This is a genomic window from Micromonospora sp. bgisy143, from assembly GCF_057708145.1.
Genome location: NZ_JBYIRN010000002.1, coordinates 384,269 through 405,780, shown reverse-complemented (window position 1 = coordinate 405,780; position 21,512 = coordinate 384,269). Strand labels below are relative to the sequence as shown.

Sequence of the window (21,512 nt, the reverse complement as noted above, 5' to 3'; positions counted from 1 at the left end):
GGATCAGCCCAGCAGGCGGTCGATCTCGGTCAGGTCCTCCGCGCCGAGGTCGAGGTTGTGCACGGCGGCGACGTTGGTCTCCAACTGCTCGACGCTGCTCGCCCCGATGATGAGGCTGGTCATCCGCGCGTCGCGCAGCGCCCAGGCCAGCGCGAGCTGGGCCAGGGACTGACCGCGCCGCTCGGCGATCGCGCCGAGCCCCCGGATGGTGGCCATCTTCTCCTCGCCGAGGTCGCTCTCGTTGAGGAAGACGCTGGTCCGCACCCGCGAGTCGGCCGGGATGCCCTTCAGGTACCGGTCGGTCAGCAGGCCCTGCGCGAGCGGGCTGTACGCGATGCAACCCGCGCCGACCTGCTCCAGCGTGTCGAGCAGGCCGTCATCCTCGGTCCAGCGGTTGAGCATCGAGTACGACGGCTGGTTGATCAGCAGCGGCGTGCCCAGCTCGCGCAGGATCGCCGCGGCCCGCGCGGTCTGCTCCGAGTTGTAGTTGGAGATGCCCACGTAGAGCGCCTTGCCGGAGCGGACGATCGCGTCCAGCGCGCCCATCGTCTCTTCCAGCGGGGTGTCCGGGTCGAACCGGTGCGAGTAGAAGATGTCGACGTAGTCGAGGCCCATCCGACGCAGCGACTGGTCGAGCGACGAGATCAGGTTCTTGCGCGAGCCCCACTCGCCGTACGGGCCGGGCCACATGAGATAGCCGGCCTTGCTGGAGATGATCAGCTCGTCCCGGTACGGCTTCAGGTCGGTGGCGAGCATCCGGCCGAAGTTCTCCTCCGCCGAACCGGGCGGCGGGCCGTAGTTGTTCGCCAGGTCGAAGTGGGTGACGCCGAGGTCGAACGCGCGCCGGACGATGTCCCGCTGGCGCTCGTACGGGCGGTCCGGGCCGAAGTTGTGCCAGAGCCCGAGGGAGACGGCGGGCAGCCGCAGGCCACTGCGTCCGCTGCGCCGGTAGGTCATGGTGTCGTAGCGGTCTTCCGCGGCGAGGTAGGTCACGATCATGAGCCTAGCCCCGGTCCGGCCTGCCCGAGATCGGGCGTGGAAAGCCGGACATCGGGGTAGTTTCGACCCGACGACCGGCCCAGCACCGCGGAAAGTGAGCGACGTGGACGACATCACCGCACTGATCCTGGACGACCACGCCGCCTTCCGGCGCGGCTTCGCCCGCCTCGACGACGCCCGCGACGAGCAGGAACTGCTGGCCATCTGGGACGCCCTCGCCCTGCACCTGGACATCCACGCGGAGGCGGAGGAGGCGATCCTCTACCCGCACCTGGTCAAGCACGGCGACGACGGCGAGGACGAGACCGAGGACGCGATCGGCGACCACAACAAGATCCGGGACGCCATCGCCGAGTCCAAACTGCACCCGGTCGGCTCGAAGCCCTGGTGGGACGCGGTCGGTACGGCCCGCCGGGAGAACAGCGAGCACCTGGCCGAGGAGGAGGACGAGGCGCTGCCCGACTTCCGCCGGCACGCCAGCTTCGAACTCCGCGCCGAACTGGGACAACGCTGGCTGACCTTCTACGGCGAACACAAGAACGGGCGCAACCTGCCGTTCCGCGACAAGGACCCGCAGGGGTACGTGGCCGACCACCGCTGAGATCTCCCCGCCGCGGGGGAGTCGCGTACCGGCCCCACGGCAGCAGAATGACCGGATGACCCTCCGCGCGGCGCTCGCCCCGCTGGTCGCCGGCAGCACCTGGCGACGCGGCGTGTTCCTGCTGCTCGGTGGCGTGCTCGCGCTGCCGTACGGGGTCCTCGCGGTGACCTTCGCGCAGATGCTCACCGACTCGGAGATCCCCCGTCCGCTGGTCTACGTCCTGCTGGTGGTCGCGGCGCTGATCGCCGTGGTGCCGCTGCTCTTGGACGGCAGCCGGGCCCTGGAGATCGCCGCCGTACGGGCGCTGCTCGGCGTCGACCTGCCCGACCCGGCGCCGGGACACCGGGGCGACCGGGAGAGCCGCCTGCGCAGCGCGCTGTGGATCGCCACGCACCTCATCGTCGGGGCGCTGGTGATGACCGCGCTGTTCAGCGCCCTGCCGATGGCGCTGGCGTTCATCGCCCAGCAGTTCGGGGTGGGCGACGAGCTGACCAGCCGGGAACAGTTCGGGCCGCTGGACGGTCGGGACAGCGGCTGGCTCACCCTCGCCGGTATCGCCCTGCTGGTCGGCCTCGGCTACGCCGTCGCCGGGCTCGGCGCGCTCGCCGTCTCGATGGCCCCGGTGCTGCTCGGCCCCGCCCAGGCCGAGCGGATCGCCGCCCTGGAGGCGCGCGCCACCCGGCTCGCCGAACGCAACCGGCTGGCCCGGGAGCTGCACGACTCGGTGGGTCACGCGTTGACCGTGGCGACCCTGCAGGCGGGAGCGGCCCGCGAGGTGCTGGACACCGACCCGGAGTTCGTCCGGCGCGCGCTGACCGCCATCGAGGACGCCGGCCGGACCGCCATGGAGGAGTTGGACCACGTACTGGGGCTGCTCCGCGAGACCGGCGGCGACCGGCCGTCGGTCGCGCCGCAGCGTACGCTGGCCGACCTGGACCGGTTGGTCACCGACGCCCGCGCGGCCGGGCTGACGGTGTACGACCGCCGCGCCGGCGACCCGGCGGCGGTACCCGCCGTGGTCAGCCGGGAGGGTTACCGCATCGTCCAGGAGGGACTGACCAACGCGGCCCGCCACGGCCACGGGCCGGTGACGTTGCGGCTGGACCTGCACCCGGACGCCCTGGAGTTGGAGATGGCGAACGCTCTGCCCCACCCGCGCCGCGCCGATCTGAGCCACCCTTCGTCCGCGACTGCGGGGCTCGCAGAACCGGCTCACTCCTCGCGCGCACCGGGGCGGGGTGGACGCGGGCTGGACGGCATCCGGGAACGCGTGCTGCTGCTCGGCGGCCGGCTCACCGTCGGCCCGGACGGCGACCGGTGGCTCGTGAAGGCCCGCCTGCCGTACGAGGAGGGGTGATGAGCACCGGCGTGCTGATCGTCGACGACGACGAACTGATCCGGGTCGGACTGCGGGCCATCATCGACGCGCAACCCGACCTGCGGGTGCTCGCCGAGGCCGCCGACGGCGCCGAGGTGCCACCCCTGGTCGCCCGGCACCGCCCGGACGTGGTGCTGATGGACGTCCGGATGCCCGGCATCGACGGCATCCAGGCCACCCGGCACCTGCTGGCCACCTCCGCCGACCCGCCTCGGGTGTTGGTGGTCACCACGTTCGCCAACGACGAGTACGTCTACGAGGCGCTGCGCGCCGGCGCGTCCGGCTTCCTGCTGAAGCGGGCCCGCCCGGCGGAGGTCGTCGAGGCGGTACGGGTCGTCGCGGCCGGGGAGTCGCTGCTGTTCCCGGCCGCGATCCGCCAGCTCGTCGGGGCGTACGGGCCGACGGGTGGGGACCGCCTGCGCGCCGCGCGCCTCACCGAGCGGGAGGCCGAGGTGCTGCGGCTGATGGCGACCGGCCGGTCCAACCCGGAGATCGCCGCGCACCTCGTCGTCGGGGTGGAGACGGTCAAGACGCACGTCGGCAACGTGCTGGCCAAGCTGGGCGTCCGTGACCGTACCCAGGCGGTCATCGCCGCGTACGAGTCGGGCTTCGTCACCCCGTCCGGCTGACCGGCCGTTCCCTCGCCGGTTTCCCCGGCCTTTCCCTCGGCGGTTCCTCCCGCCTTTCCCTCGGCCGGGGGAGCGGGTTCACCGCCGCCCGGGAGGGAACCGGTCGCCGATCGGCCGAGGCTGGGAGCATGACGACGATCGATGACATACGAACCCCTACCGACTCCCGCTGGCCCGACCGACTCGCCCCGCTCGCCGCCGGCTGGCTCGGCCTGTGGGGCGTACTCGCCCTGGTCAGCACGCTCACCGGCGCCGGCTACCCGTTCGGCCCGAACGACCCGCACGGCGGCGACGTCAGCCTGCTGCGCCTGGTGCCGGTGGAGGTGGCCACCCCGCTCTTCGCCGGTGTCCTGCTGACCGCCGCCGTGGCCGCCCTGGCCATGAGCCGCCCGGCGGTCCGCCCACCCGGCCCGCTGCGGGCGCTGCTCGCCGGCTACGGCTGGGCGGTCGCGTTCGTGCTCGCCGTGGTCGTGCCGGACGTCCGCGTGCTGGTCATTCTCGGCTACCTGCCGATCCTGATCGTCGGCGCGCCGTTCGGCTGGCCCCCGGTCGACTACTCCGACATCTTCAACTGGGCACTGTTCGGCCGCTTCGCCGCGCTTCTCGGCGGGTTGCTGCTGGCCGGGGCGGTGCTCGCCTGGCAACGCCGTACCGCCGGGGCCTGCGTCTCCTGCGGCCGGGACGGCGCCGACCGTGGCTGGACCACCCCGGCCGCCGCCGCGCGCTGGGGCCGGTGGGCCGCCGGCATCGCGGCGATCATTCCATTGACGTACGCGGCGATCCGGTTCGCCTGGGCGGCCGGCATCCCGCTGGGGATCTCCCGGGAGTTCCTGACCGAGATGCAGGACAGCGGACTCGTCTGGGCGGGGTTCGGGCTGGCCGCCTTCGCCACCGCCGGCGCGATCCTCACCCTCGGCCTGGTGCAGCGCTGGGGTGAGCGGTTCCCCCGCTGGATGGTCGGGCTCGCCGGTCGGCGGGTGCCGGTGACGCTGGCCGTGGTGCCGGCCACCCTGGTCGCCATCTCCGTCACCGCGGCGAGCCTCGGCCTGCTCAGCAACCCCAAGTTCTGGGAACTCACCGGCGGGACCAGCCTGACCGGGGCGCCGATGCTCCTCTGGCCGGTGTGGGGCGTGGCGCTCGGCGCGGCCGCGTACGCGTACCACCTGCGTCGCCGGGGTGCCTGCCGGCGCTGCGGCCGGGGGTGAGGGTGGCCGTGGGGGTGCCACCCGAAGCCGGCGGCGCCCCCGAAAATGTGAGCTAGCGTTACTCGGGTGACTGCGCCTACCCCGGTAATCCCGGTTCCACCGGCCGACCTGCCCGGCACGCTCGGCGCGCTACGGGCGGCCGGTCACCAGTACCGCACCGTCAAGCAGGAACTCCGTGACAACCTCCTCGCCCGGATGCGCTCCGGCGAGACCCGTTTCCCCGGCATCGTCGGCTACGACGACACCGTCCTGCCCGAGGTCGAGCGGGCTCTGCTCGCCGGGCACGACATGGTGCTGCTCGGCGAGCGCGGCCAGGGCAAGACCCGACTGATCCGCGCCCTGGGCTCGCTGCTCGACGAGTGGACCCCCGTCATCGCCGGCTCGGTCCTCAACGAGCACCCGATGCGCCCGCTCACCCCCGCCTCGGTCGCCCAGGTCGCCGAGGCCGGCGACGACCTGCCGATCGGCTGGCTGCACCGCTCGATGCGCTACGGCGAGAAGCTGGCCACCCCGGACACCAGCGTCGGCGACCTGATCGGTGACGTCGACCCGATCCGGATCGCCCAGGGCCGCACCCTCGGTGACCCGGAGACCATCCACTTCGGGCTGGTGCCGCGTACCAACCGGGGCATCTTCGCCGTCAACGAGCTGCCCGACCTGGCCGAACGCATCCAGGTGGCGCTGCTCAACGTGCTGGAGGAGCGGGACATCCAGGTCCGCGGCTACCAGCTCCGGCTTCCGCTGGACCTGCTCCTGGTGGCCAGCGCCAACCCGGAGGACTACACCAACCGGGGCCGGATCATCACCCCGCTCAAGGACCGGTTCGGCGCGGAGATCCGTACCCACTACCCGGTCGACCTGGAGTTGGAGCTGGCGCTGATCCGTCAGGAGGCGGACCTGGTCGCCGCCGTCCCGGAGCACGTGCTGGAGGTGCTGGCCCGCTTCGCCCGCGCCGTCCGGGAATCCCCGTCGGTTGACCCGCGCTCCGGCGTCTCCGCCCGGTTCGCGATCGCCGCCGCCGAGACCGTCGCCGGAGCCGCGCTGCGTCGTGCCGGCCTGCTCGCCGCCTCGGACGATTCCGACGGTCGACCCGAGGCCGCCGTCGCCCGGGTCGGTGACGCGGTGTCGGTGACCAGCACGCTGCGTGGCAAGGTGGAGTTCGAGAGCGGCGAGGAGGGGCGGGAGATCGAGATCCTCGCCCACCTGCTGCGGACCGCGACCGCCGAGACGTTCCGGGCGCACCTGGCCGGCCTCGACCTGTCCGGGTTCACCGCCCTCGTCGAGGACGGGACGGCGATCGAGACCGGCGAGCTGGTCGGCTCCACCGAGCTGCTGCGCCAGGTGGGCACCGTGCCCGGTCTCGCCAAGGTGCTGGACCGGCTCGGCCTGGGCGACGCGCCCACCCCGGAGGAGGCCGCCGCGGCCGTCGAGTTCGTGTTGGAGGGGCTGCACCTGACCCGCCGGCTCGGCAAGGACGTCACCGAGTCCGGGCGCACCGTCTACGGCGGCCGGGGCTGACCGTGGCCGGCAACCGGTTCCGGTACGGCCAGTGGAACGGCGGCCCCGATCCGCTGGCACCCCCGTACGACGTGCGCGAGGCGGTGGACGCGGTCGGCGCCGAGGTGCTGGCCGGCGGAAGCCTGCGGCAGGCGCTGCGCGACCTGCTGCGCCGTGGCCCGCAGGGGCGGGGCGGATTGGACGACCTGGCCGCCCGGGCACGACGGCTGCGCCGCGAGGCGCTTCGTCGTGGCGACCTCGACGGCGCGGTGACCCGAGCGCAGGCCCTGCTCGACCAGGCGCTCGCGGCCGAACGTGACGAGCTGCGCGGGCGCGACGACGACAACGCCCGGTTCGCCGAGGCGGTGCTGGACAATCTGCCCCGCTCCACGGCCCGGGCGGTCCAGGAGCTGTCCGGCTACCAGTGGGCCAGCGAGGACGCCCGGCGGTCGTACCAGCAGATCCTGGACCAGCTCCGGGACGACGTGCTCGGTCAGCGGTTCGCGGGACTGCGGGACGCGGTCCGCGCGTCCGCCGATCCGGCCGCACAGCAGCGGCTCGCCGAGATGATGCGGGACCTGAACGACCTGCTGGCCCGGCACGGCCGCGCGGAGGACACCACCGACGCGTTCGCCGAGTTCATGCGCCGGCACGGCGACTTCTTCCCGGAGCAGCCGGAGACGGTCGACGAGCTGATCGACGTGCTGGCCCGCCGTTCGGCGGCCGGCGAGCGGCTGATGAACTCGCTGTCCGAGCGGCAGCGCGCCGAGCTGGCCGGCCTGATGCAGCAGTCCCTCGGCGACCGCCTCGCCGGTGAGCTGTCGGCGCTCGACGCGAACCTGCGGGCGCTGCGGCCGGACCTGCGCTGGGGACGCGGCGAGCGGGTCCGGGGCGACCAGCCGCTGGACTACGCCGACGCGGCCGGCGCGCTCGGCGAGATCGGCGAGCTGGACGACCTGCTGGACCAGCTCGACCAGGAGCACCCGGGAGCCACGCTAGACGACGTGGACGTCGACGCGGTGGCCCGGACGCTGGGCCGGGACGCGGCCGACGACGTCCGCCGGCTGCGCGAGTTGGAACGCGAGCTGCGCCGGCAGGGCTGGGTGGGCCGCGACGCGGACGGGCTCACGCTCAGCCCGAAGGCGCTCCGCCGGCTCGGCGGCACCGCGCTGCGACGGGTCTTCGCCGACCTGACGGCCGGACCGCGCGGTCAGCACGACCTGCGCTCGGCGGGTGCCGCCGGCGAGGTCAGCGGCGCGTCCCGCCAGTGGGAGTACGGCGACGAGCAGCCGCTGGACGTGGTCCGCACGCTCACCCGGGCGGTACGCCGGGCCGGGCCGACCGTCCCGGTGCAGCTCGCCGTCGAGGACTTCGAGGTGGTGGAGACCGAGAAGCGCGCCTCGGCGGCGGTGGTGCTCTGCGTCGACCTGTCGTACTCGATGATCTCGCAGGGTCGTTGGGGACCGATGAAGCAGACGGCGCTGGCGTTGGCGCACCTGATGGAGACCCGCTTTCCGCAGGACGCCCTGCAGATCGTGGGCTTCGGTCGGGAGGCGACGACGCTCACCCAGCAGGAGTTGGCGGCCGTGGAGCCGGACCTGCAACAGGGGACGAACCTGCAACACGCGCTGCGGTTGGCCGCTCGGCACCTGCGCCGGCATCCGGACGCCGAGCCGGTGGTGCTGGTGGTCACCGACGGGGAGCCGACCGCCCACCTCGATCCGGACGACGGGGAGGCGCTGTTCCACTGGCCGCCGCTGCCGGAGACGATCGAGGCGACGGTCCGCGAGGTGGACCGACTCAGCCGTTACGGCGCCACGCTCAACCTCTTCATGCTCGGTGACGATCCGGGCCTGCGCCGCTTCGTCGACGCGGTGGCGAGACGCAGTCGTGGCCGCATGTTCACCCCCGACACCGACGACCTGGGCGAGTACGTCGTCTCCGACTACCTCCGCTCCCGCCAGTCCCGCCGCTGACCCGCTCGGCCCCCTCGGCCTCCTTGTCGATCATGGAGTTGTGGTGGGTGGCAGATGCCGCTCGTCCGGGTGAACCGGGCACCACAACCCCATGATCGGCGGGGTGGGGCGGGTGGGGTGGGGGTGTGGCGGGAACTGGTGGGCTGCGGCGGGCCTATGACGGGGTGTTTGGGGAGATCGACGGGGCGGCGTTCGGGCCTGCTCCTCGGGGGCAGTTGAGTGCTGAGCAGATCGTGGCGCACCTGGTGGCCAACGACGAGCTGATGATCCAGGCCAGCGAGGCGTTGCTCGCCGGATCGCCGTTCGCCTACTACGAGCTGGAGGAGGACATCCACCGTCCGCAGCTCGACGCGTTGGCCGCCGAGCACGGCGGTCTGCGCGGCCTGGCGGCGCTGCTGCACGAGACCAGCGACCGACTGTGCGGGTTGGTCGACCAACTCGGCCTCGCGGCGGAGGCGCCGGTGGAGACACACCTGCGCGAGGGGTTCGACCTGATCGTCGACGAGCCGCTGCCCTGGTCCCGCACGCTCGATCTGCACGCCAGGGTCCACCTCCCCAAACACCAAGCCCAGCTCCACCTGCTCCGCACCTGACCCGAACCCATCCCAGACCGCGCCGATCTTGCACTTTCTGCGGCGATAAAGGTGCACAAGAAGGGCGTTCCGACGACACAAAGTGCAAGATCGCGGGGGTCAGGGTGTTGTCAGCTCTTCGCGGGGGTGGAAGGTGCGGCGGTACGTGGTCGGGGCGACGCCGATGCGCTGGTGGAGTTGTTGGCGGAGGGCGGCTGTCGTGCCGAAGCCGCAGCGGCGGGCGATCTGGTCGACGGTGAGGTCGGTCGTCTCCAGCAGCAGTCGGGCATGGTCGGCGCGCTGACGCAGCAGCCACTGCGCCGGGCTCAGCCCGGTCTCCAACCGGAAACGTCGGGTGAAGGTGCGCACGCTCATCCGGGCCTGCTCGGCGAGGTCGCGCAGGGCGATCGGCTCGTGCAGCCGCTGCCGGGCCCACTCCCGGGCGGCGGCAGTGCTCGCATCGGTGGCCCGGGGCACCGGCTGCTCGATGTACTGCGCCTGCCCACCGTCGCGCCACGGCGGCATGACGCAGCGCCGGGCCGCCCGGTTGGCGATCTCGCTGCCGTGGTCGAGCCGGATGACGTGCAGGCACAGGTCGATGCCGGCGGCCACTCCGGCCGAGGTGAGCACCCGGTCGTCGACGATGAAGAGCACGTCCGGGTCGAGGTCCACCCGGGGGTGCAGGCGGCGGAAGGGCTTGGCGTACGCCCAGTGGGTGGTCGCCCGGCGTCCGTCCAGCAGGCCGGCGGCGGCCAGCACGAACGCCCCGGTGCAGATCGACATGATCCGCGCGCCCCGCTCGTACGCCGACCGCAGCGCCTCGGCCACCTCCGGCTCGATGGTGCCCGTGGTGAGCGCCGCGCCGTCGTGGATGCCCGGGACGATCACCGTGTCGGCGGTGTCGAGCAGCTCCAACCCGTGGTCCGGGAGCACCTGGAAGCCGGCGGTGCTGCGGACCGGCCGGCCGCCCGGGGTGCACACCCGTACGTCGTAGCGGTACTGGTCGTCGACACCGCGGGCGGTGCTGAAGACCTGGGACGGGGTGCCGAGGTCCAGGCCGACGACCTGGTCGAGGGCGAGGACGGCGATCCGGTGCGGGCCACTGCTCATGGCCCGATTATTGCGCACGATGGCTTTCCGGCCACTCGTCGCCGCCGGGGGCGCAACCCAGACTGGTCGCGTGAGCAAGACACGTCGCCTGCACCCCGCCTGGCTCGTGGCCGGTGTCGCCTTCGTGGCGCTCGTCGGCGCGGCCGGTTTCCGCGCCACCCCGTCGGTGCTGCTGCACCCGCTGCACGCCGAGTTCGGCTGGCCGCTCGCCACCATCTCCGCGGCCGTCTCGGTGAACCTGCTCCTCTACGGGCTCACCGCGCCGTTCGCCGCCGCGCTGATGGACCGGTTCGGCATCCGTCGGGTCGTCTCGGTGGCGCTGCTGCTGGTCGCCGCCGGCAGTGGCCTGACGGTCCTCATGACCGCGAGCTGGCAGTTGCTGCTGTGCTGGGGCGTCCTCGTCGGCCTGGGCACCGGCTCGATGGCGCTCGCCTTCGTGGCGACCGTCACCGGACGCTGGTTCGTCCACCGGCGTGGGCTGGTCACCGGGGTGCTGACCGCGGGCGGGGCCGCCGGGCAACTGATCTTCCTGCCGCTGATCGCCGTACTGGTCCGCGACCACGGCTGGCGTACGGCGGCACTCGTCGTGGCCGGTGCCGCCCTGGCCGTCGTACCCCTGGTGGTGTGGCTGCTGCGCGAACACCCGGCGGATCTCGACCTGCCCGCCTACGGCGCGACCGAGGTCGTCGCCGCGCCGCCGGCGACCGGTGGCGCGGCGACCCGGGCGATGGGCGCGCTGGCCGCCGCCGCCCGCACCCGGCCGTTCTGGCTGCTGGCCGGCGGGTTCGCGATCTGCGGGGCGACCACCAACGGCCTGGTGGGTACGCACTTCGTGCCGGCCGCGCACGACCACGGCATGGCCGAGACCACGGCGGCGGGCCTGCTCGCGCTGGTGGGGCTCTTCGACATCGTCGGCACGATCGCCTCCGGCTGGCTCACCGACCGGGTGGACAGTCGCCTGCTGCTCGGCGCCTACTACGCGCTGCGCGGGCTGTCGCTGCTGGTGCTGCCCAGCCTGTTCACGGGCACCGCCGAGCCGAGCATGCTGGTGTTCATCGTCTTCTACGGGCTGGACTGGGTGGCCACGGTGCCGCCGACGGTGGCGCTGTGCCGGGAGTACTTCGGCAGCGGCGGTGCGGTCGTCTTCGGTTGGGTGTTCGCCGCCCACCAGTTCGGTGCGGCGCTCGCGGCCACCGGCGCGGGGCTGGTCCGCGACCAGCTCGGCGACTACGCGGTGGCCTGGTACGCGGCCGGCGCGCTGTCGATCGGCGCGGCGGGTCTGTCGCTGCTGCTGCGCCGACGGCCCGGTCGACCGGTGTCGGAGGCCGTCCTGACCGCCGCGACCGCTCCCCGGGCGTGGAGCTTCCGGGGCTGAGTCAGCTCACCGTCCACTGCTGGGTGGCCCGGCCGTCGCAGGGCCGCTGCCGGATGTCGTCCCCGGCCTCGGCGCCGTCGTCCTCGGCCTGCGCGCACTTGCCGCTGTGCACCGCCACCAGCAGGATCGGGCCGGCGCCGGTGGGAGTCAGCCGCCACTGCTGGTTGGCCTGACCGTGGCAGGGGAACTGCATCATCCGCGCACCGTCGTCGCCGCTGCCGCCCTCGACGTCGAGGCACTGCCCGTGGGCGGCGTTGGTCATCGTCACCGCGCCCGTCCCGACCGGGTTGAGCACCCACTGCTGCTCCGGGCCGCCGGTGCAGGCGGCCAGCTCGGCCTCGGCCTTCTCGTCGTCGCCGTCGAGCCCGAGGCAGAGCCCGGCGGGTGACCGCAGCACGTGCGAACCGCTGGTAGGAACCGCCGGGGTGGCCGACGGGGTCGGGGACGGCTCGACCGAGGGCGTCGGGCTCGGCTCGGCCGCCGGGGTGGTCGGCTCGACCGCGCCGGTCGGGGTCGCGACGGCCGCCGGCACCACCGGCTCGTCGTCGCCGTCGAGCAGGCCGGTGGCGAAGACCACGCCGAGGAGTACGCCCACCAGCCCGACAGCCAACGCCACCCGCAGCAGCGGATCGGCCAACGGTCCGGGGTCGGCACGGCGTCGGCCACCGTAGACGGTGCCGACGGAGTCGGGGCGTTCCTCGGGCGCGGGCATAGCCGCCATCCTCACCCAGGGCGGCGTGCGGGAGCCAGCCGGACGACGGCGGCAGCGCTCAACGGGCGGGCTGCGGATCGGTGACGTCGGCCACAGTGGCGTCGAGGGCGGCGATCACGGCGTCGGCGTCCACCGCGACGGCGAGACCCCGCTCGCCCGCGCCCAGGGTGATCTGCCGGCCGCGCAGTCGCTCGTCGGCGATCACCGGCCAGGGGGTGCTCGCGCCGAACGGGGTGATGGTGCCGCGCTCGTACCCGGTGGCGGCCAGCGCGCCCGCCGCGTCCGGCATGGAGATGCGCTGCACTCCGAGCAGGGCACGCAGCTTGGGCCAGGAGACGACCCGGTCGCCGGGGGTGAGCACGAACAGGTGGTCGTCCGCGGCGCGGCGGACGACGATCGTCTTGACCACGTCCGGGATGGCCACGCCACGGGCGGCGGCGGCCTCCGCGAGGCTGCCGACCGCGCCGTGACTGACCAACCGGTACGGCAGTCCGGCGGAGTCCAGGGCGGCGATCGCGGGCGACGGCATGACCGCCACGGTAACCGTCGGACCTGCCGTCGGACGGGAAACGGCAGGCGAGGACATCCCACGATTTCCCGGGTGCAGGCGTAAGGTGATCACATGCGCGCTGAGCGTGTGGATCACCCCATTGACCATGATGAAGCGGTGGACACGCTGCGGCGGTCGTACGCCGCGGTGCCCACGGGCGAGCCTGTCCGGCTGGCCAAACGCACCTCCAACCTGTTCCGCCCCCGATCCGCTCCCCGCACCCCGGGCCTCGACGTGAGCGGCCTCAACGGGGTGCTCTCGGTCGATGAGGCCGGGCGTACGGCCGACGTGCAGGGCATGTGCACGTACGAGGACCTGGTCGACGCCACCCTGCCGCACGGGCTGATGCCGCTGGTGGTGCCGCAACTGCGCACCATCACCCTGGGCGGCGCGGTGACCGGCCTGGGGATCGAGTCGACCTCCTTCCGCAACGGCCTGCCCCACGAGTCGGTCCGCGAGATGGACATCCTCACCGGCTCCGGCGCGATCGTCACCGCGCGCCCGGACGGCGAGCACGCCGAACTGTTCCGGGCGTTCCCCAACTCGCTGGGCAGCCTCGGCTACGCGACGCGGCTGCGTATCGAGTTGCAGCCGATCGGCCGGTACGTGGCGTTGCGCAACATCCGGTTCACCCGACTGGAGGCGCTCACCGACGCGATCGCCGAGGTGACCGCCACCCGGTCCTGGGCCGGCGAGCAGGTCGACGCGCTGGACGGGGTGATGTTCAGCCCCGGCGAGGCGTACCTGGTGCTGGGGCGCTTCACCGACACGGCCGACCCGCCCAGCGACTACACCGGCCAGGAGATCTACTACCGGTCGCTGCGCCGGCGCACCCGCGACGTGCTGACCGCGTACGACTACCTCTGGCGCTGGGACACCGACTGGTTCTGGTGCTCGGCGGCGTTCGGCGCGCAGCATCCGGTCGTCCGCCGGCTCTGGCCGGCGCGCTACCGGCGCAGCGACGTCTATCACCGACTGGTCCGCCTCGAACACCGGCACCAGGTGGCGGCCCGGATCGACCGGCTGCGCGGCCAGCCGGCCCGGGAGCGGGTCGTGCAGGACGTGGAGATTCCGCTGGACCGCACGGCCGACTTCCTGCGCTGGTTCGCTGCCAACGTGGGGATGACCCCGGTGTGGCTCTGCCCGCTGCGGTTGCGCGAGCCGGAGGGTCCCGGTTCCGCGCGGTCGTGGCCGCTGTATCCGCTCCACGAGGGGCAGGACTACGTCAACATTGGGTTCTGGGGGAGCGTGCCGATCGCGCCCGGCGCCGCCGACGGCGACGTCAACCGCACGATCGAACGCAGGGTGTCGGAGCTGGGTGGGCACAAGTCGCTCTACTCCGACGCGTACTACGACCGGGACGCCTTCGATCGCCTCTACGGCGGCGAGACCTGGCGCGCGGTGAAAGACCGCTACGACCCGGACCACCGGCTGACGGGACTGTACGAAAAGGCGGTAGCACGAGCATGAGCCTGACCGACCGAGACCAGGGGGCGGCGAGCGTCCCCGCCACCCCGCCGGCGGGGGGCCGGCGCACCGGTCCGACCGTGGCGGACGTCGTCCGCGCGGTCACCGCCGGACCGTTGCCGATCCGCATCACCGGGTACGACGGCAGCGCCGTCGGCCCGGCCGACGCCGGCATCACCCTGGCGATCCGTTCCGAGCGGGGTCTGTCGTACCTGCTCACCGCCCCCGGCGACCTGGGCATGGCCCGGGCGTACGTCAGTGGCGACCTGGCGTTGCAGGGGGTGCACCCGGGTGACCCGTACGAGGCGCTGCGGGTGCTCAAGGACGAGCTGCGGCTGCGCCCGCCGTCGGTGGCCGACGGTGTCGCGCTGGTGCGGGGGTTGGGTTGGGAGCGGCTGTTGCCGCCGCCGGCCCCGCCGCAGGAGGCCCAGCCCCGCTGGAAGCGGGTGATGAACGGGCTGCGGCATTCCCGGGTCCGCGACAGCACGGCGATCTCGCACCACTACGACGTCTCGAACGCCTTCTACGAGAAGGTGCTCGGCCCGTCCATGACGTACACCTGCGCGGTTTTCCGGTCCCCGACCGACACGCTGGAGCAGGCCCAGGCGGCGAAGTACGACCTGGTCGCCGGCAAGCTGGCGCTCAAGAAGGGCATGCGGCTTCTCGACGTGGGCTGCGGCTGGGGCGGCATGGTCCGGCACGCCGCGCGCGAGTACGGGGTCAAGGCGCTCGGGGTCACCCTGTCGAAGGCGCAGGCGCAGTGGGCGCAGGCCGCGATCGAGCGGGAAGGGCTGACCGAGTTGGCCGAGGTGCGACACCTCGACTACCGGGACGCGCCCGCGGAGCAGTTCGACGCCATCTCCTCGATCGGGCTGACCGAACACATCGGCGTGCGCAACTACCCGTCGTACTTCGGGGCGCTGCGGTCGCGGCTGCGTACGGGTGGACGGCTGCTCAACCACACCATCACCCGCGCCGACAACCGGGCGCCGCACCGCTCGGGCGCGTTCATCGACAGGTACGTCTTCCCGGACGGCGAGCTGGCCGGCCCGGGTCGGCTGATCAGCGAGGTGCACGACGCCGGGTTGGAGGTGCACCACGAGGAGAACCTGCGCCAGCACTACGCGCTGACGCTCGCCGCCTGGTGTCGCAACCTGGTGGAGCACTGGGACTTCTGCGTCTCGGAGGTGGGCGCGGGGACGGCCCGGGTGTGGGGCCTCTACATGGCCGGTTCGCGGATGGCGTTCGAGCGCAACGGCATCCAACTGCACCAGGTGCTGGCCACCCACAACGGTCCGGACGGCGCGAACGGCTACCCGCTGCGACCGGACTGGTTGCCCTGATCATCCGCTGAGCGTCAGCTGAGGCTGACTGCCGCCTGAAGCCGCGTCGAGAAAGTCGGCGCGGCTTCTCGCGAAGCGATTGACAAACAAGTTTTGTACGTACAAACTGATTTTGCCATGAGAGACGTCCTGTACCTGGAGCAGATCGAGCAGGCCGAGGTCCTGCTCAAGCCGCAGCGCGTGGAGGTGCTGCGGCAACTGGCCGAACCGCGCACCTGCACCGAGGTCGCGGCCCGACTCGACCAGACGCCACAGCGCGTCTACTACCACGTCAAGCAGCTCGTCGCGGCCGGCCTGGTCGAGCTGGTCAACGAGCGCAAGGTCCGGGGCATCACCGAGGGCATCTACCAGGCCGCCGCCCGGTCGTACTGGCTCTCGCCCCGGCTGGTCGGCCGGATCGGGCTGCGGCGGGCCCGCGACGAGCTGAGCCTGGGCTACCTGCTCGACCTGATGGAGGAGGTCCAGGCCGACATCGCGGCCCTGGACCGGGCGGCGCCCGAGCTGCCCTCGATCGGGGTCTCCGGCGAGATCCGGGTGCCCGCCGAGCAACGCCAGGAGTTCCTGCACGACCTGCAAACCGCACTTCAGGACCTGTTCACCCGCTACGGCGGCAGCGAGGGCGACGCCTTCAAGCTGGCCGTCGCCTGCTATCCGAAAGGGAACGACAATGAGTGAACCGTTGAAGGTGCAGGCCCGCCTCGCCGCGCCCGTGGCGCGCGTCCGCCAGGCGCTGACCGACCCGGCCGAGCTGCGCGTCTGGCTGGCCGAGCACGCCGAGGTCGAGCTGCCCGAGCGGTACGAGTTCTGGGGCCGCTACACGCCCGAAGGTGACGCCCCGCACCAGCGGCTGCTGCACGTCCACGACGACTCGCTGAGCTTCGGTTGGCTGCTCGACGGCGTGGAGACCACCACCGGCTTTCAGTTCGCCGCCGACGGCCCGGACGCCACGGTGCTCACGCTGACGCAGAGCCACTTCGACTTCGCCGAGGCGATGAGCGGCACCAGCATCCGGGGTGTGCTCCAGACGTACTGGGCGCTGTCCATCGCCAACCTGGCCGCCCACCTGGAGGGCAAGCCGCTGCTGCCGCGCACCGACTTCACCTCCGCCGACCTGCGTGGCGAGCTGGTCATCGCCGCCCCCGCCGACAAGGTGTGGGAGTCGCTGACCGACTCCGAGCAGGCCAGCGCCTGGTTCGGCTACCCCATCGGGATCGAGCCGTGGGTCGGCGGCCGGTACGCCATGGGCGGTTTCGAGGCCGGGTACGCCGCCAAGATCGTCGACCTGGAGCCCGGCCGGCGGATGTCCGTCGACTGGGGGCCGACCGGCGTCACCAACTGGGAGCTGGCCGAATCCGGTGGTCGCACCACGCTGACCTTCGTGCAGAGCGGCTTCGACGAGACCAACCCGCCGTACGGCGCCTGGAGCGGTACGGTCGCGGGGCTGTTCGAGCTGCGCCGCTTCCACGAGATGACGGCCTGGCAGCCGATCTGGCTCGCCGAGGAGGTCCCCGGCCTGGACCCCCAGCCCACCTTCTGACCGTCCGGCCTTGATCGTGATCGTGCTCGATCAGGGATGTAGTGGCCTCGTTTGCGCCGGAGGCCACCACATCCTGGATCGAGCACGATCTTGTGTGCGGGGAGAGATGGCTGCCGGCAGGGCGGCTCACGCGATGGCGGCGATGTCGCCGTCGTCGAAGTAGATGGCCTGGTGAAGTCGACCGCCGAGGGCGATGGCATACCGGGCCACCACCTCCTGACCGGAAATCCGGCCCTGCTCGATCTGGGAGATCCGCCCCTTGGTCACCCCCATCCGCTCGGCCACCTGCTGCTGAGTGAGGCCGCGTGCTCGTCGTACCTCGGCGAGGCGGTGCCCCACGACCTGCGCGAGCATTTCCTGCTTTCCCGCTTCGACGGCTTCCTCGCCGCCGGCCCGCTGTACGTACTCCGACCGGATGTCCGACCACCGCACATGTCCACTCATCGCCGGCCCCCCTCCTGCTGCGCGCGTTCCTTCAAGTAGATCTCGTAGCGTTGTTCGGCGAGCGGGATGGCCTGCTGATACCAGCTCTGCCACTGGCCTGCCTTGTCGCCCGCGACCAGCAGAATGCTGGCGCGCCACGGGTCGAAGACGAAGAGTATGCGGACGGTGCCGGGTCGCAGCTCCTTGAGGTTCGCCAGCGTCGACCCGCTGATCGTGTCGACCAGAGGGCGGCCCAGGCCGGGTCCCACGTCGGCGAGCGCGTCGATCGCCTGAACGACCCGGACGAAAGTCGCCTCGTCCAGGCTGTCGATCCAGGCGCGGACCTCGTCGACGACGAAGACCTCCCACTCATCCTGCGACATCCGGGAAGTATACCAATCGCTATACCGTGCTGCGCCGCTGTTGTAGTGATCGGTGGGCCGGGGTCGGTGACTTTTCGGGGTGGAGTGGGTACTGCCGGGCGATGTTCTTCATCTTTGGTCTGCGTACCAAGGTCGACCGGTCCGGTGTCGTGCAGGAGGTGTGCCGTCACTGCGGCAACCACGCCGCACAGGTGATCACCCGCCGGTCGACGAAATTCACCCTCTTCTTCATCCCGCTCATCCCGATCCGCACCAGGTACGCGCAGCAGTGCACGTTCTGCGGGGCGCAGTACGAGATCGCCAAGTCCGACGCCCAGCGCCTTCCGGTCGGCTGAGCCGCAGATGGCCCGCTTCCTGTGCTGGTTGATCGGCCGACCGTCGTCGTCGGCCGTACCCGTGGTGCACACCGCCGCCCGCCCGCCGTGCACCCCCGGCCGGCGTCGCCGCCGACCCGTGCGCCGCCCGCTGGCCGGCACCGCGTTGCCCCGCTCACCCTGGAACCGCTCCGCCGGCCGCTGACCCGACCCGTCGGCCGGCGCGGAACGCTGGCCGGCACGAACGCCCGGGAAGACCGCACCGACCTGGATGTTCGGCTCTGGCGGCGGTCCGGGGCGCTGGCTAGGCTTTCGGGGTTTGCCGTGGACCGGTCCGCCGACTGTGCACACACGACGAAGAGCCGGAGCGACCGTGTCGCGACAGGACGTGAAGCAGGCCGGGGGGCAGCTCAAGCCCATCGGCCCGATTGTCGCGGTTGCGGTCCTGGTCGTGGAGGCCGGCTGGTTGGCCGCCGCGCTGCCCGGCGCCGCGTTGGTCAGCGACGTGGGCGCGCTGCTGGTGGCCGGCTGGGCGACGGTCGCGTGCGCGAAGGTGGCCCGCCGACACCCGGCCCCGCTGCGCAGGTTCTGGACGCTGCTCGCCGTCACCATGGCGCTCGCCGCGCTGGGGCGGGGGATCTGGACGGTGCAGCGGCTCGTCGGGGACGACCTGCCGCACAACGCACTGATCGGGGTGGTCTTCAGCGCCGGCATCCTCACCGGCACCGCCGCCCTGCTCAGCTCCCCGTCCGGGCCACGCACGGCGGTCGGGCGGGCCCGGACGCTGCTGGACGGTGTGATCGTCGCGCTGGCGCTGGTACCGGTCGGCTGGGTGCTGGTGTTTCGGGGGGTGGCCTCCGCCGAGCTGGCCGATCCGGCGCGCACGCTGGGGCTGCTCTACCCGATGTTCGACCTGATGCAGCTCACCATCCTGGTGGCGGTGGCCGGTCCGGCGCGTCCGCTGTGGCGGCCGATGAGCGTGCTCGCGGCGAGCCTGACCATCCGGGTGGTCGCGGACGTGGTGTACGTCTCGCTGGTCGCTCGTGGTGCGTACGCCGCCGGTCACCTCATCGACCTGTGCTGGCCGCTGAGCTATCTGCTGATCGGCCTGGCCACCGGGAGCGGTCCGCCGCCGGACTGCGACGGCACCGACGAGACCGCCGAGTCCCCGCTGCCGCCGTGGTGGCGGGTGGCGCTGCCGTACCTGCCGGTCGGTGGGGCGATCATCGCGGTGCTGCTGGCCCGCCGGCCGACCGGCCAGACCCCGCCGTTGGTCTTCGTGACCATGATGGCGCTGCTCGCCGCCCTCGCCGTACGCCAGGGGCTGGCCGCCAACGAGAACCTGCGCCTGGTGGCGCGACTGCGCCGGCTCGCGTACGGCGACCAGCTCACCGGCCTGCCGAACCGGCTGCTGTTCAACCGGATGCTGCGGCTGGCCCTGCGGGACGGTCGGCCGGTGGCGGTCCTGCTGCTCGACCTGGACGGGTTCAAGCAGGTCAACGACCGGTTCGGGCATGCCACCGGTGACGCCCTGCTGACCGGGCTGGCGGCCCGGATGCGGGCTGCCGTGGACGGCGACGGCACGATCGCCCGCCTCGGTGGCGACGAGTTCGCGGTGCTGGTCGAGAGGGACCGGCCGGTGTCGCCGGAGCACCTGGCCGAACGGTTGCTGGACGCGCTGCGCCCGTCCGAGGGGGAGGAGGGTGTGGGTGTGCACCCGTCGGCGAGCATCGGCATCGCCGAGTACGGGCCGCAGCACGCCTCGCACAGCGACCTGCTGCGCGACGCCGACATCGCCATGTACGCGGCGAAGGCCGCCGGTAAGTCCGCGTACCGGACCTGCACGCCGGCGCTGCGTGAGTCGGCCGTGTCCCGGGCGGAGCTGATCGCCGATCTGCGCCGGGCCGTCGACGAGGAGCAACTGCACCTGGAGTTCCAGCCGATCGTCGACCTGGCGACCGGTGCGGTCCGCAGCGCCGAGGCGTTGGTGCGCTGGCGGCACCCCCGACTGGGGATGTTGCCGCCGGCGCGGTTCCTGCCGCTGGCCGAGGAGACCGGCCTGATCCTCCCGATCGACCGTTGGGTGATCCACGAGGCGTGCCGGGCCGCGGCGACCTGGCGGGCCCGCGCGCCGGAGGCGACCGTCGCGGTGAACATTGCCGCGGCCCACCTGCGCCGGCCGGACCTCATCGCCACGGTCACGGCGGCCACCGCCAGCGCCGGGCTGGCACCGCGGGCGTTGACGCTGGAGCTGACCGAGTCGGCGTTGATCGAGGGGACCGACGCGGTGTTGGAGCGGCTGCACCAGCTCCGGGAACTGGGCATCCAGATCGCCATCGACGACTTCGGCACGGGTTACTCGTCGCTGAGCTACCTGCACCGCATCCCGGCCACCGAGTTGAAGATCGACCGTTCGTTCGTGGCCCGCCTCGGCACGGACGAGCGGGCGTACGCCACGGTGGAGATGGTCACCCGGCTCGCCGGCGCGTACGACCTGGCGGTGATCGCCGAGGGGGTGGAGACGGAGCGCCAGCACGACGCGGTCACCGCCATCGGCTGCCCACGCGGCCAGGGCTATCTGTACGGGCGCCCGGACAGCCCCGCCACGGTGGGTCAGAATCGGGCTTGACCCTGACGTAGCGGCAGGCAGGAGCCTGGTTTCCGGAAGGGAGGGGAACCATGGCGTACACGGTGGGTCAGGTGGCGAAGATCGCCGGCGTGACGGTACGGACGCTGCACCACTACGACGAGATCGGTCTGCTCTCGCCGAGCGGCCGGACGTCAACCGGCTACCGCCGCTACGACGACACGGACCTGCAACGGCTGCAACTCGTCCTGTACTACCGCGAGCTGGGTTTCCCGCTTGAGGAGATCACCGCGATCATCGACGACCCGGCGGCCGACCCGGCCGCGCACCTGCGCCGCCAGCACGAACTGCTGACGGTACGGATCAAGCGGTTGCAGGAGATGGTCACGGCGATCGAATTCGCGATGGAGGCGAGCAAGTTGAACATCCAACTGACACCCGAGGAGCGGTTCGAGGTCTTCGGCGACTTCCGGCCGGAGGAGTACGAGGCCGAGGCGGAGCAGCGTTGGGGCGACACCGACGCGTACCGGGAGTCGAACCGGCGGGTCGCCCGGTACACCAAGGAGGACTGGCTCCGTAACAAGGCGGAGAACGAGGACTGGGGTCGGCGGATCGTCGCGCTGCTCACCTCGGGGGTGCCGGCGGACAGCGCGGAGGCGATGGACCTGGCCGAGGAGCACCGGCAGCTGATCAGCCGCTGGTTCTACGAGTGCTCGTACGAGATGCACACCGGGCTGGCCGACATGTACCTGGCCGACGAGCGGTTCACCGCGTACTACGAGAACATCGCGCCCGGCCTGGCCGCCTACGTGAGCGAGGCGATCCACGCCAACGCGATCAGCCGGGCCTGACGC

Annotated in this window: 22 protein-coding genes; 16 read left to right on the top strand and 6 right to left on the bottom strand. The window is 72.3% G+C overall.

Features of this window, described 5'->3' with window-relative positions:
• Nucleotides 1–3: 3 nt before the first annotated feature.
• Nucleotides 4–999, bottom strand: coding sequence for an L-glyceraldehyde 3-phosphate reductase (gene mgrA, locus AC3EN4_RS04800; RefSeq protein WP_435204700.1), 996 nt, complete (start codon nt 997–999; stop codon nt 4–6).
• Nucleotides 1,000–1,102: 103 nt separating this feature from the next.
• On the opposite strand from mgrA, the gene AC3EN4_RS04795 reads away from it, so the two are divergent.
• The 7 genes from AC3EN4_RS04795 (at nt 1,103) to AC3EN4_RS04765 (ending at nt 8,878) form a co-directional block, all read left to right on the top strand.
• Entirely contained in the window at nt 1,103–1,600 is a 498-nt protein-coding gene (locus AC3EN4_RS04795; protein ID WP_435204699.1) for a hemerythrin domain-containing protein, read from the top strand.
• Nucleotides 1,601–1,655: 55 nt separating this feature from the next.
• Nucleotides 1,656–2,957 carry a histidine kinase gene (locus AC3EN4_RS04790; protein ID WP_435204698.1) on the top strand — a complete coding sequence of 434 codons (1,302 nt, stop codon included), beginning with the start codon at nt 1,656–1,658 and terminating at the stop codon, nt 2,955–2,957.
• The gene (locus AC3EN4_RS04785) at nt 2,957–3,607 is read left to right on the top strand and encodes a response regulator transcription factor (RefSeq protein ID WP_435204697.1); all 651 of its coding nucleotides are present in this window, start codon (nt 2,957–2,959) and stop codon (nt 3,605–3,607) included. The genes AC3EN4_RS04790 and AC3EN4_RS04785 overlap by 1 nt, the downstream gene beginning before the upstream one ends.
• Nucleotides 3,608–3,735: 128 nt before the next feature.
• Nucleotides 3,736–4,812, top strand: coding sequence for a hypothetical protein (locus AC3EN4_RS04780; protein ID WP_435204696.1), 1,077 nt, complete (start codon nt 3,736–3,738; stop codon nt 4,810–4,812).
• 66 nt (nt 4,813–4,878) lie between these two features.
• Nucleotides 4,879–6,330, top strand: a complete 1,452-nt coding sequence (locus AC3EN4_RS04775; protein ID WP_435204695.1) for a sigma 54-interacting transcriptional regulator — start codon at nt 4,879–4,881, stop codon at nt 6,328–6,330.
• A 2-nt stretch (nt 6,331–6,332) separates the two neighbouring features.
• Entirely contained in the window at nt 6,333–8,285 is a 1,953-nt protein-coding gene (locus tag AC3EN4_RS04770; RefSeq protein WP_435204694.1) for a vWA domain-containing protein, read from the top strand.
• A 125-nt stretch (nt 8,286–8,410) separates the two neighbouring features.
• Nucleotides 8,411–8,878: a hypothetical protein gene (locus tag AC3EN4_RS04765; protein ID WP_435204693.1), complete on the top strand. Its 468-nt coding sequence runs from the start codon at nt 8,411–8,413 to the stop codon at nt 8,876–8,878.
• 99 nt (nt 8,879–8,977) lie between these two features.
• Here AC3EN4_RS04765 and AC3EN4_RS04760 read toward each other — a convergent pair whose 3' ends face one another.
• Entirely contained in the window at nt 8,978–9,967 is a 990-nt protein-coding gene (locus AC3EN4_RS04760; RefSeq protein WP_435204692.1) for a GlxA family transcriptional regulator, read from the bottom strand.
• Between the two features lie 19 nt (nt 9,968–9,986).
• Between AC3EN4_RS04760 and AC3EN4_RS04755 the strand changes: the two genes are divergently transcribed.
• The gene (locus AC3EN4_RS04755) at nt 9,987–11,342 is read left to right on the top strand and encodes an MFS transporter (RefSeq protein WP_435204691.1); all 1,356 of its coding nucleotides are present in this window, start codon (nt 9,987–9,989) and stop codon (nt 11,340–11,342) included.
• Nucleotide 11,343: 1 nt separating this feature from the next.
• Here the strand turns inward: AC3EN4_RS04755 and AC3EN4_RS04750 are convergent, their stop codons facing one another.
• Nucleotides 11,344–12,054 (bottom strand): RICIN domain-containing protein, encoded by a 711-nt coding sequence (locus AC3EN4_RS04750; RefSeq protein WP_435204690.1) that lies wholly within the window; start codon nt 12,052–12,054, stop codon nt 11,344–11,346.
• A gap of 58 nt (nt 12,055–12,112) precedes the next feature.
• Nucleotides 12,113–12,583, bottom strand: coding sequence for an aminoacyl-tRNA deacylase (locus AC3EN4_RS04745; protein WP_435204689.1), 471 nt, complete (start codon nt 12,581–12,583; stop codon nt 12,113–12,115).
• 93 nt (nt 12,584–12,676) lie between these two features.
• Here AC3EN4_RS04745 and AC3EN4_RS04740 point away from each other — a divergent pair, with 93 nt between their 5' ends.
• The 4 genes from AC3EN4_RS04740 to AC3EN4_RS04725 all read left to right on the top strand — a co-directional run bounded on the left by AC3EN4_RS04740 (nt 12,677) and on the right by AC3EN4_RS04725 (nt 16,951).
• The gene (locus AC3EN4_RS04740) at nt 12,677–14,074 is read left to right on the top strand and encodes an FAD-binding oxidoreductase (RefSeq protein WP_435204688.1); all 1,398 of its coding nucleotides are present in this window, start codon (nt 12,677–12,679) and stop codon (nt 14,072–14,074) included.
• On the top strand, nt 14,071–15,414 hold the full coding sequence (locus AC3EN4_RS04735) for a class I SAM-dependent methyltransferase (protein WP_435204687.1): 1,344 nt from the start codon (nt 14,071–14,073) through the stop codon (nt 15,412–15,414). Before AC3EN4_RS04740 ends, AC3EN4_RS04735 begins: the two co-directional genes overlap by 4 nt.
• Before the next feature lie 117 nt (nt 15,415–15,531).
• Nucleotides 15,532–16,089: a helix-turn-helix domain-containing protein gene (locus AC3EN4_RS04730; protein ID WP_355051970.1), complete on the top strand. Its 558-nt coding sequence runs from the start codon at nt 15,532–15,534 to the stop codon at nt 16,087–16,089.
• Nucleotides 16,082–16,951: an SRPBCC domain-containing protein gene (locus AC3EN4_RS04725; protein WP_435204686.1), complete on the top strand. Its 870-nt coding sequence runs from the start codon at nt 16,082–16,084 to the stop codon at nt 16,949–16,951. Before AC3EN4_RS04730 ends, AC3EN4_RS04725 begins: the two co-directional genes overlap by 8 nt.
• Before the next feature lie 126 nt (nt 16,952–17,077).
• Here the strand turns inward: AC3EN4_RS04725 and AC3EN4_RS04720 are convergent, their stop codons facing one another.
• Nucleotides 17,078–17,395: a helix-turn-helix domain-containing protein gene (locus tag AC3EN4_RS04720; RefSeq protein WP_435204685.1), complete on the bottom strand. Its 318-nt coding sequence runs from the start codon at nt 17,393–17,395 to the stop codon at nt 17,078–17,080.
• Nucleotides 17,392–17,757 carry a type II toxin-antitoxin system RelE/ParE family toxin gene (locus tag AC3EN4_RS04715; protein ID WP_435204684.1) on the bottom strand — a complete coding sequence of 122 codons (366 nt, stop codon included), beginning with the start codon at nt 17,755–17,757 and terminating at the stop codon, nt 17,392–17,394. Before AC3EN4_RS04715 ends, AC3EN4_RS04720 begins: the two co-directional genes overlap by 4 nt.
• A gap of 101 nt (nt 17,758–17,858) precedes the next feature.
• Between AC3EN4_RS04715 and AC3EN4_RS04710 the strand changes: the two genes are divergently transcribed.
• The 4 genes from AC3EN4_RS04710 to AC3EN4_RS04695 all read left to right on the top strand — a co-directional run bounded on the left by AC3EN4_RS04710 (nt 17,859) and on the right by AC3EN4_RS04695 (nt 21,509).
• Complete coding sequence (locus tag AC3EN4_RS04710) at nt 17,859–18,092, top strand: zinc-ribbon domain-containing protein (protein WP_422738475.1); 234 nt, start codon at nt 17,859–17,861, stop codon at nt 18,090–18,092.
• Between the two features lie 7 nt (nt 18,093–18,099).
• Nucleotides 18,100–18,276, top strand: coding sequence for a hypothetical protein (locus tag AC3EN4_RS04705; RefSeq protein ID WP_435204683.1), 177 nt, complete (start codon nt 18,100–18,102; stop codon nt 18,274–18,276).
• Between the two features lie 168 nt (nt 18,277–18,444).
• Complete coding sequence (locus AC3EN4_RS04700) at nt 18,445–20,700, top strand: putative bifunctional diguanylate cyclase/phosphodiesterase (protein WP_435204682.1); 2,256 nt, start codon at nt 18,445–18,447, stop codon at nt 20,698–20,700.
• Between the two features lie 50 nt (nt 20,701–20,750).
• Nucleotides 20,751–21,509: a MerR family transcriptional regulator gene (locus AC3EN4_RS04695; RefSeq protein WP_435204681.1), complete on the top strand. Its 759-nt coding sequence runs from the start codon at nt 20,751–20,753 to the stop codon at nt 21,507–21,509.
• Nucleotides 21,510–21,512: the final 3 nt, after the last annotated feature.

Excerpts from the sequence above, each read along its gene's own strand:
- AC3EN4_RS04705 (WP_435204683.1), top strand. The coding sequence starts at position 18,100 with ATGGCCCGCTTCCTGTGCTGGTTGATCGGCCGACCGTCGTCGTCGGCC.
- mgrA (WP_435204700.1), bottom strand. The coding sequence starts at position 999 with ATGATCGTGACCTACCTCGCCGCGGAAGACCGCTACGACACCATGACC.
- AC3EN4_RS04710 (WP_422738475.1), top strand. The coding sequence starts at position 17,859 with ATGTTCTTCATCTTTGGTCTGCGTACCAAGGTCGACCGGTCCGGTGTC.
- AC3EN4_RS04730 (WP_355051970.1), top strand. The coding sequence starts at position 15,532 with ATGAGAGACGTCCTGTACCTGGAGCAGATCGAGCAGGCCGAGGTCCTG.
- AC3EN4_RS04740 (WP_435204688.1), top strand. The coding sequence starts at position 12,677 with ATGCGCGCTGAGCGTGTGGATCACCCCATTGACCATGATGAAGCGGTG.
- AC3EN4_RS04725 (WP_435204686.1), top strand. The coding sequence starts at position 16,082 with ATGAGTGAACCGTTGAAGGTGCAGGCCCGCCTCGCCGCGCCCGTGGCG.
- AC3EN4_RS04785 (WP_435204697.1), top strand. The coding sequence starts at position 2,957 with ATGAGCACCGGCGTGCTGATCGTCGACGACGACGAACTGATCCGGGTC.
- AC3EN4_RS04780 (WP_435204696.1), top strand. The coding sequence starts at position 3,736 with ATGACGACGATCGATGACATACGAACCCCTACCGACTCCCGCTGGCCC.
- AC3EN4_RS04735 (WP_435204687.1), top strand. The coding sequence starts at position 14,071 with ATGAGCCTGACCGACCGAGACCAGGGGGCGGCGAGCGTCCCCGCCACC.
- AC3EN4_RS04745 (WP_435204689.1), bottom strand. The coding sequence starts at position 12,583 with ATGCCGTCGCCCGCGATCGCCGCCCTGGACTCCGCCGGACTGCCGTAC.
- AC3EN4_RS04790 (WP_435204698.1), top strand. The coding sequence starts at position 1,656 with ATGACCCTCCGCGCGGCGCTCGCCCCGCTGGTCGCCGGCAGCACCTGG.
- AC3EN4_RS04715 (WP_435204684.1), bottom strand. The coding sequence starts at position 17,757 with ATGTCGCAGGATGAGTGGGAGGTCTTCGTCGTCGACGAGGTCCGCGCC.
- AC3EN4_RS04755 (WP_435204691.1), top strand. The coding sequence starts at position 9,987 with ATGGCTTTCCGGCCACTCGTCGCCGCCGGGGGCGCAACCCAGACTGGT.
- AC3EN4_RS04760 (WP_435204692.1), bottom strand. The coding sequence starts at position 9,967 with ATGAGCAGTGGCCCGCACCGGATCGCCGTCCTCGCCCTCGACCAGGTC.
- AC3EN4_RS04720 (WP_435204685.1), bottom strand. The coding sequence starts at position 17,395 with ATGAGTGGACATGTGCGGTGGTCGGACATCCGGTCGGAGTACGTACAG.
- AC3EN4_RS04750 (WP_435204690.1), bottom strand. The coding sequence starts at position 12,054 with ATGCCCGCGCCCGAGGAACGCCCCGACTCCGTCGGCACCGTCTACGGT.
- AC3EN4_RS04695 (WP_435204681.1), top strand. The coding sequence starts at position 20,751 with ATGGCGTACACGGTGGGTCAGGTGGCGAAGATCGCCGGCGTGACGGTA.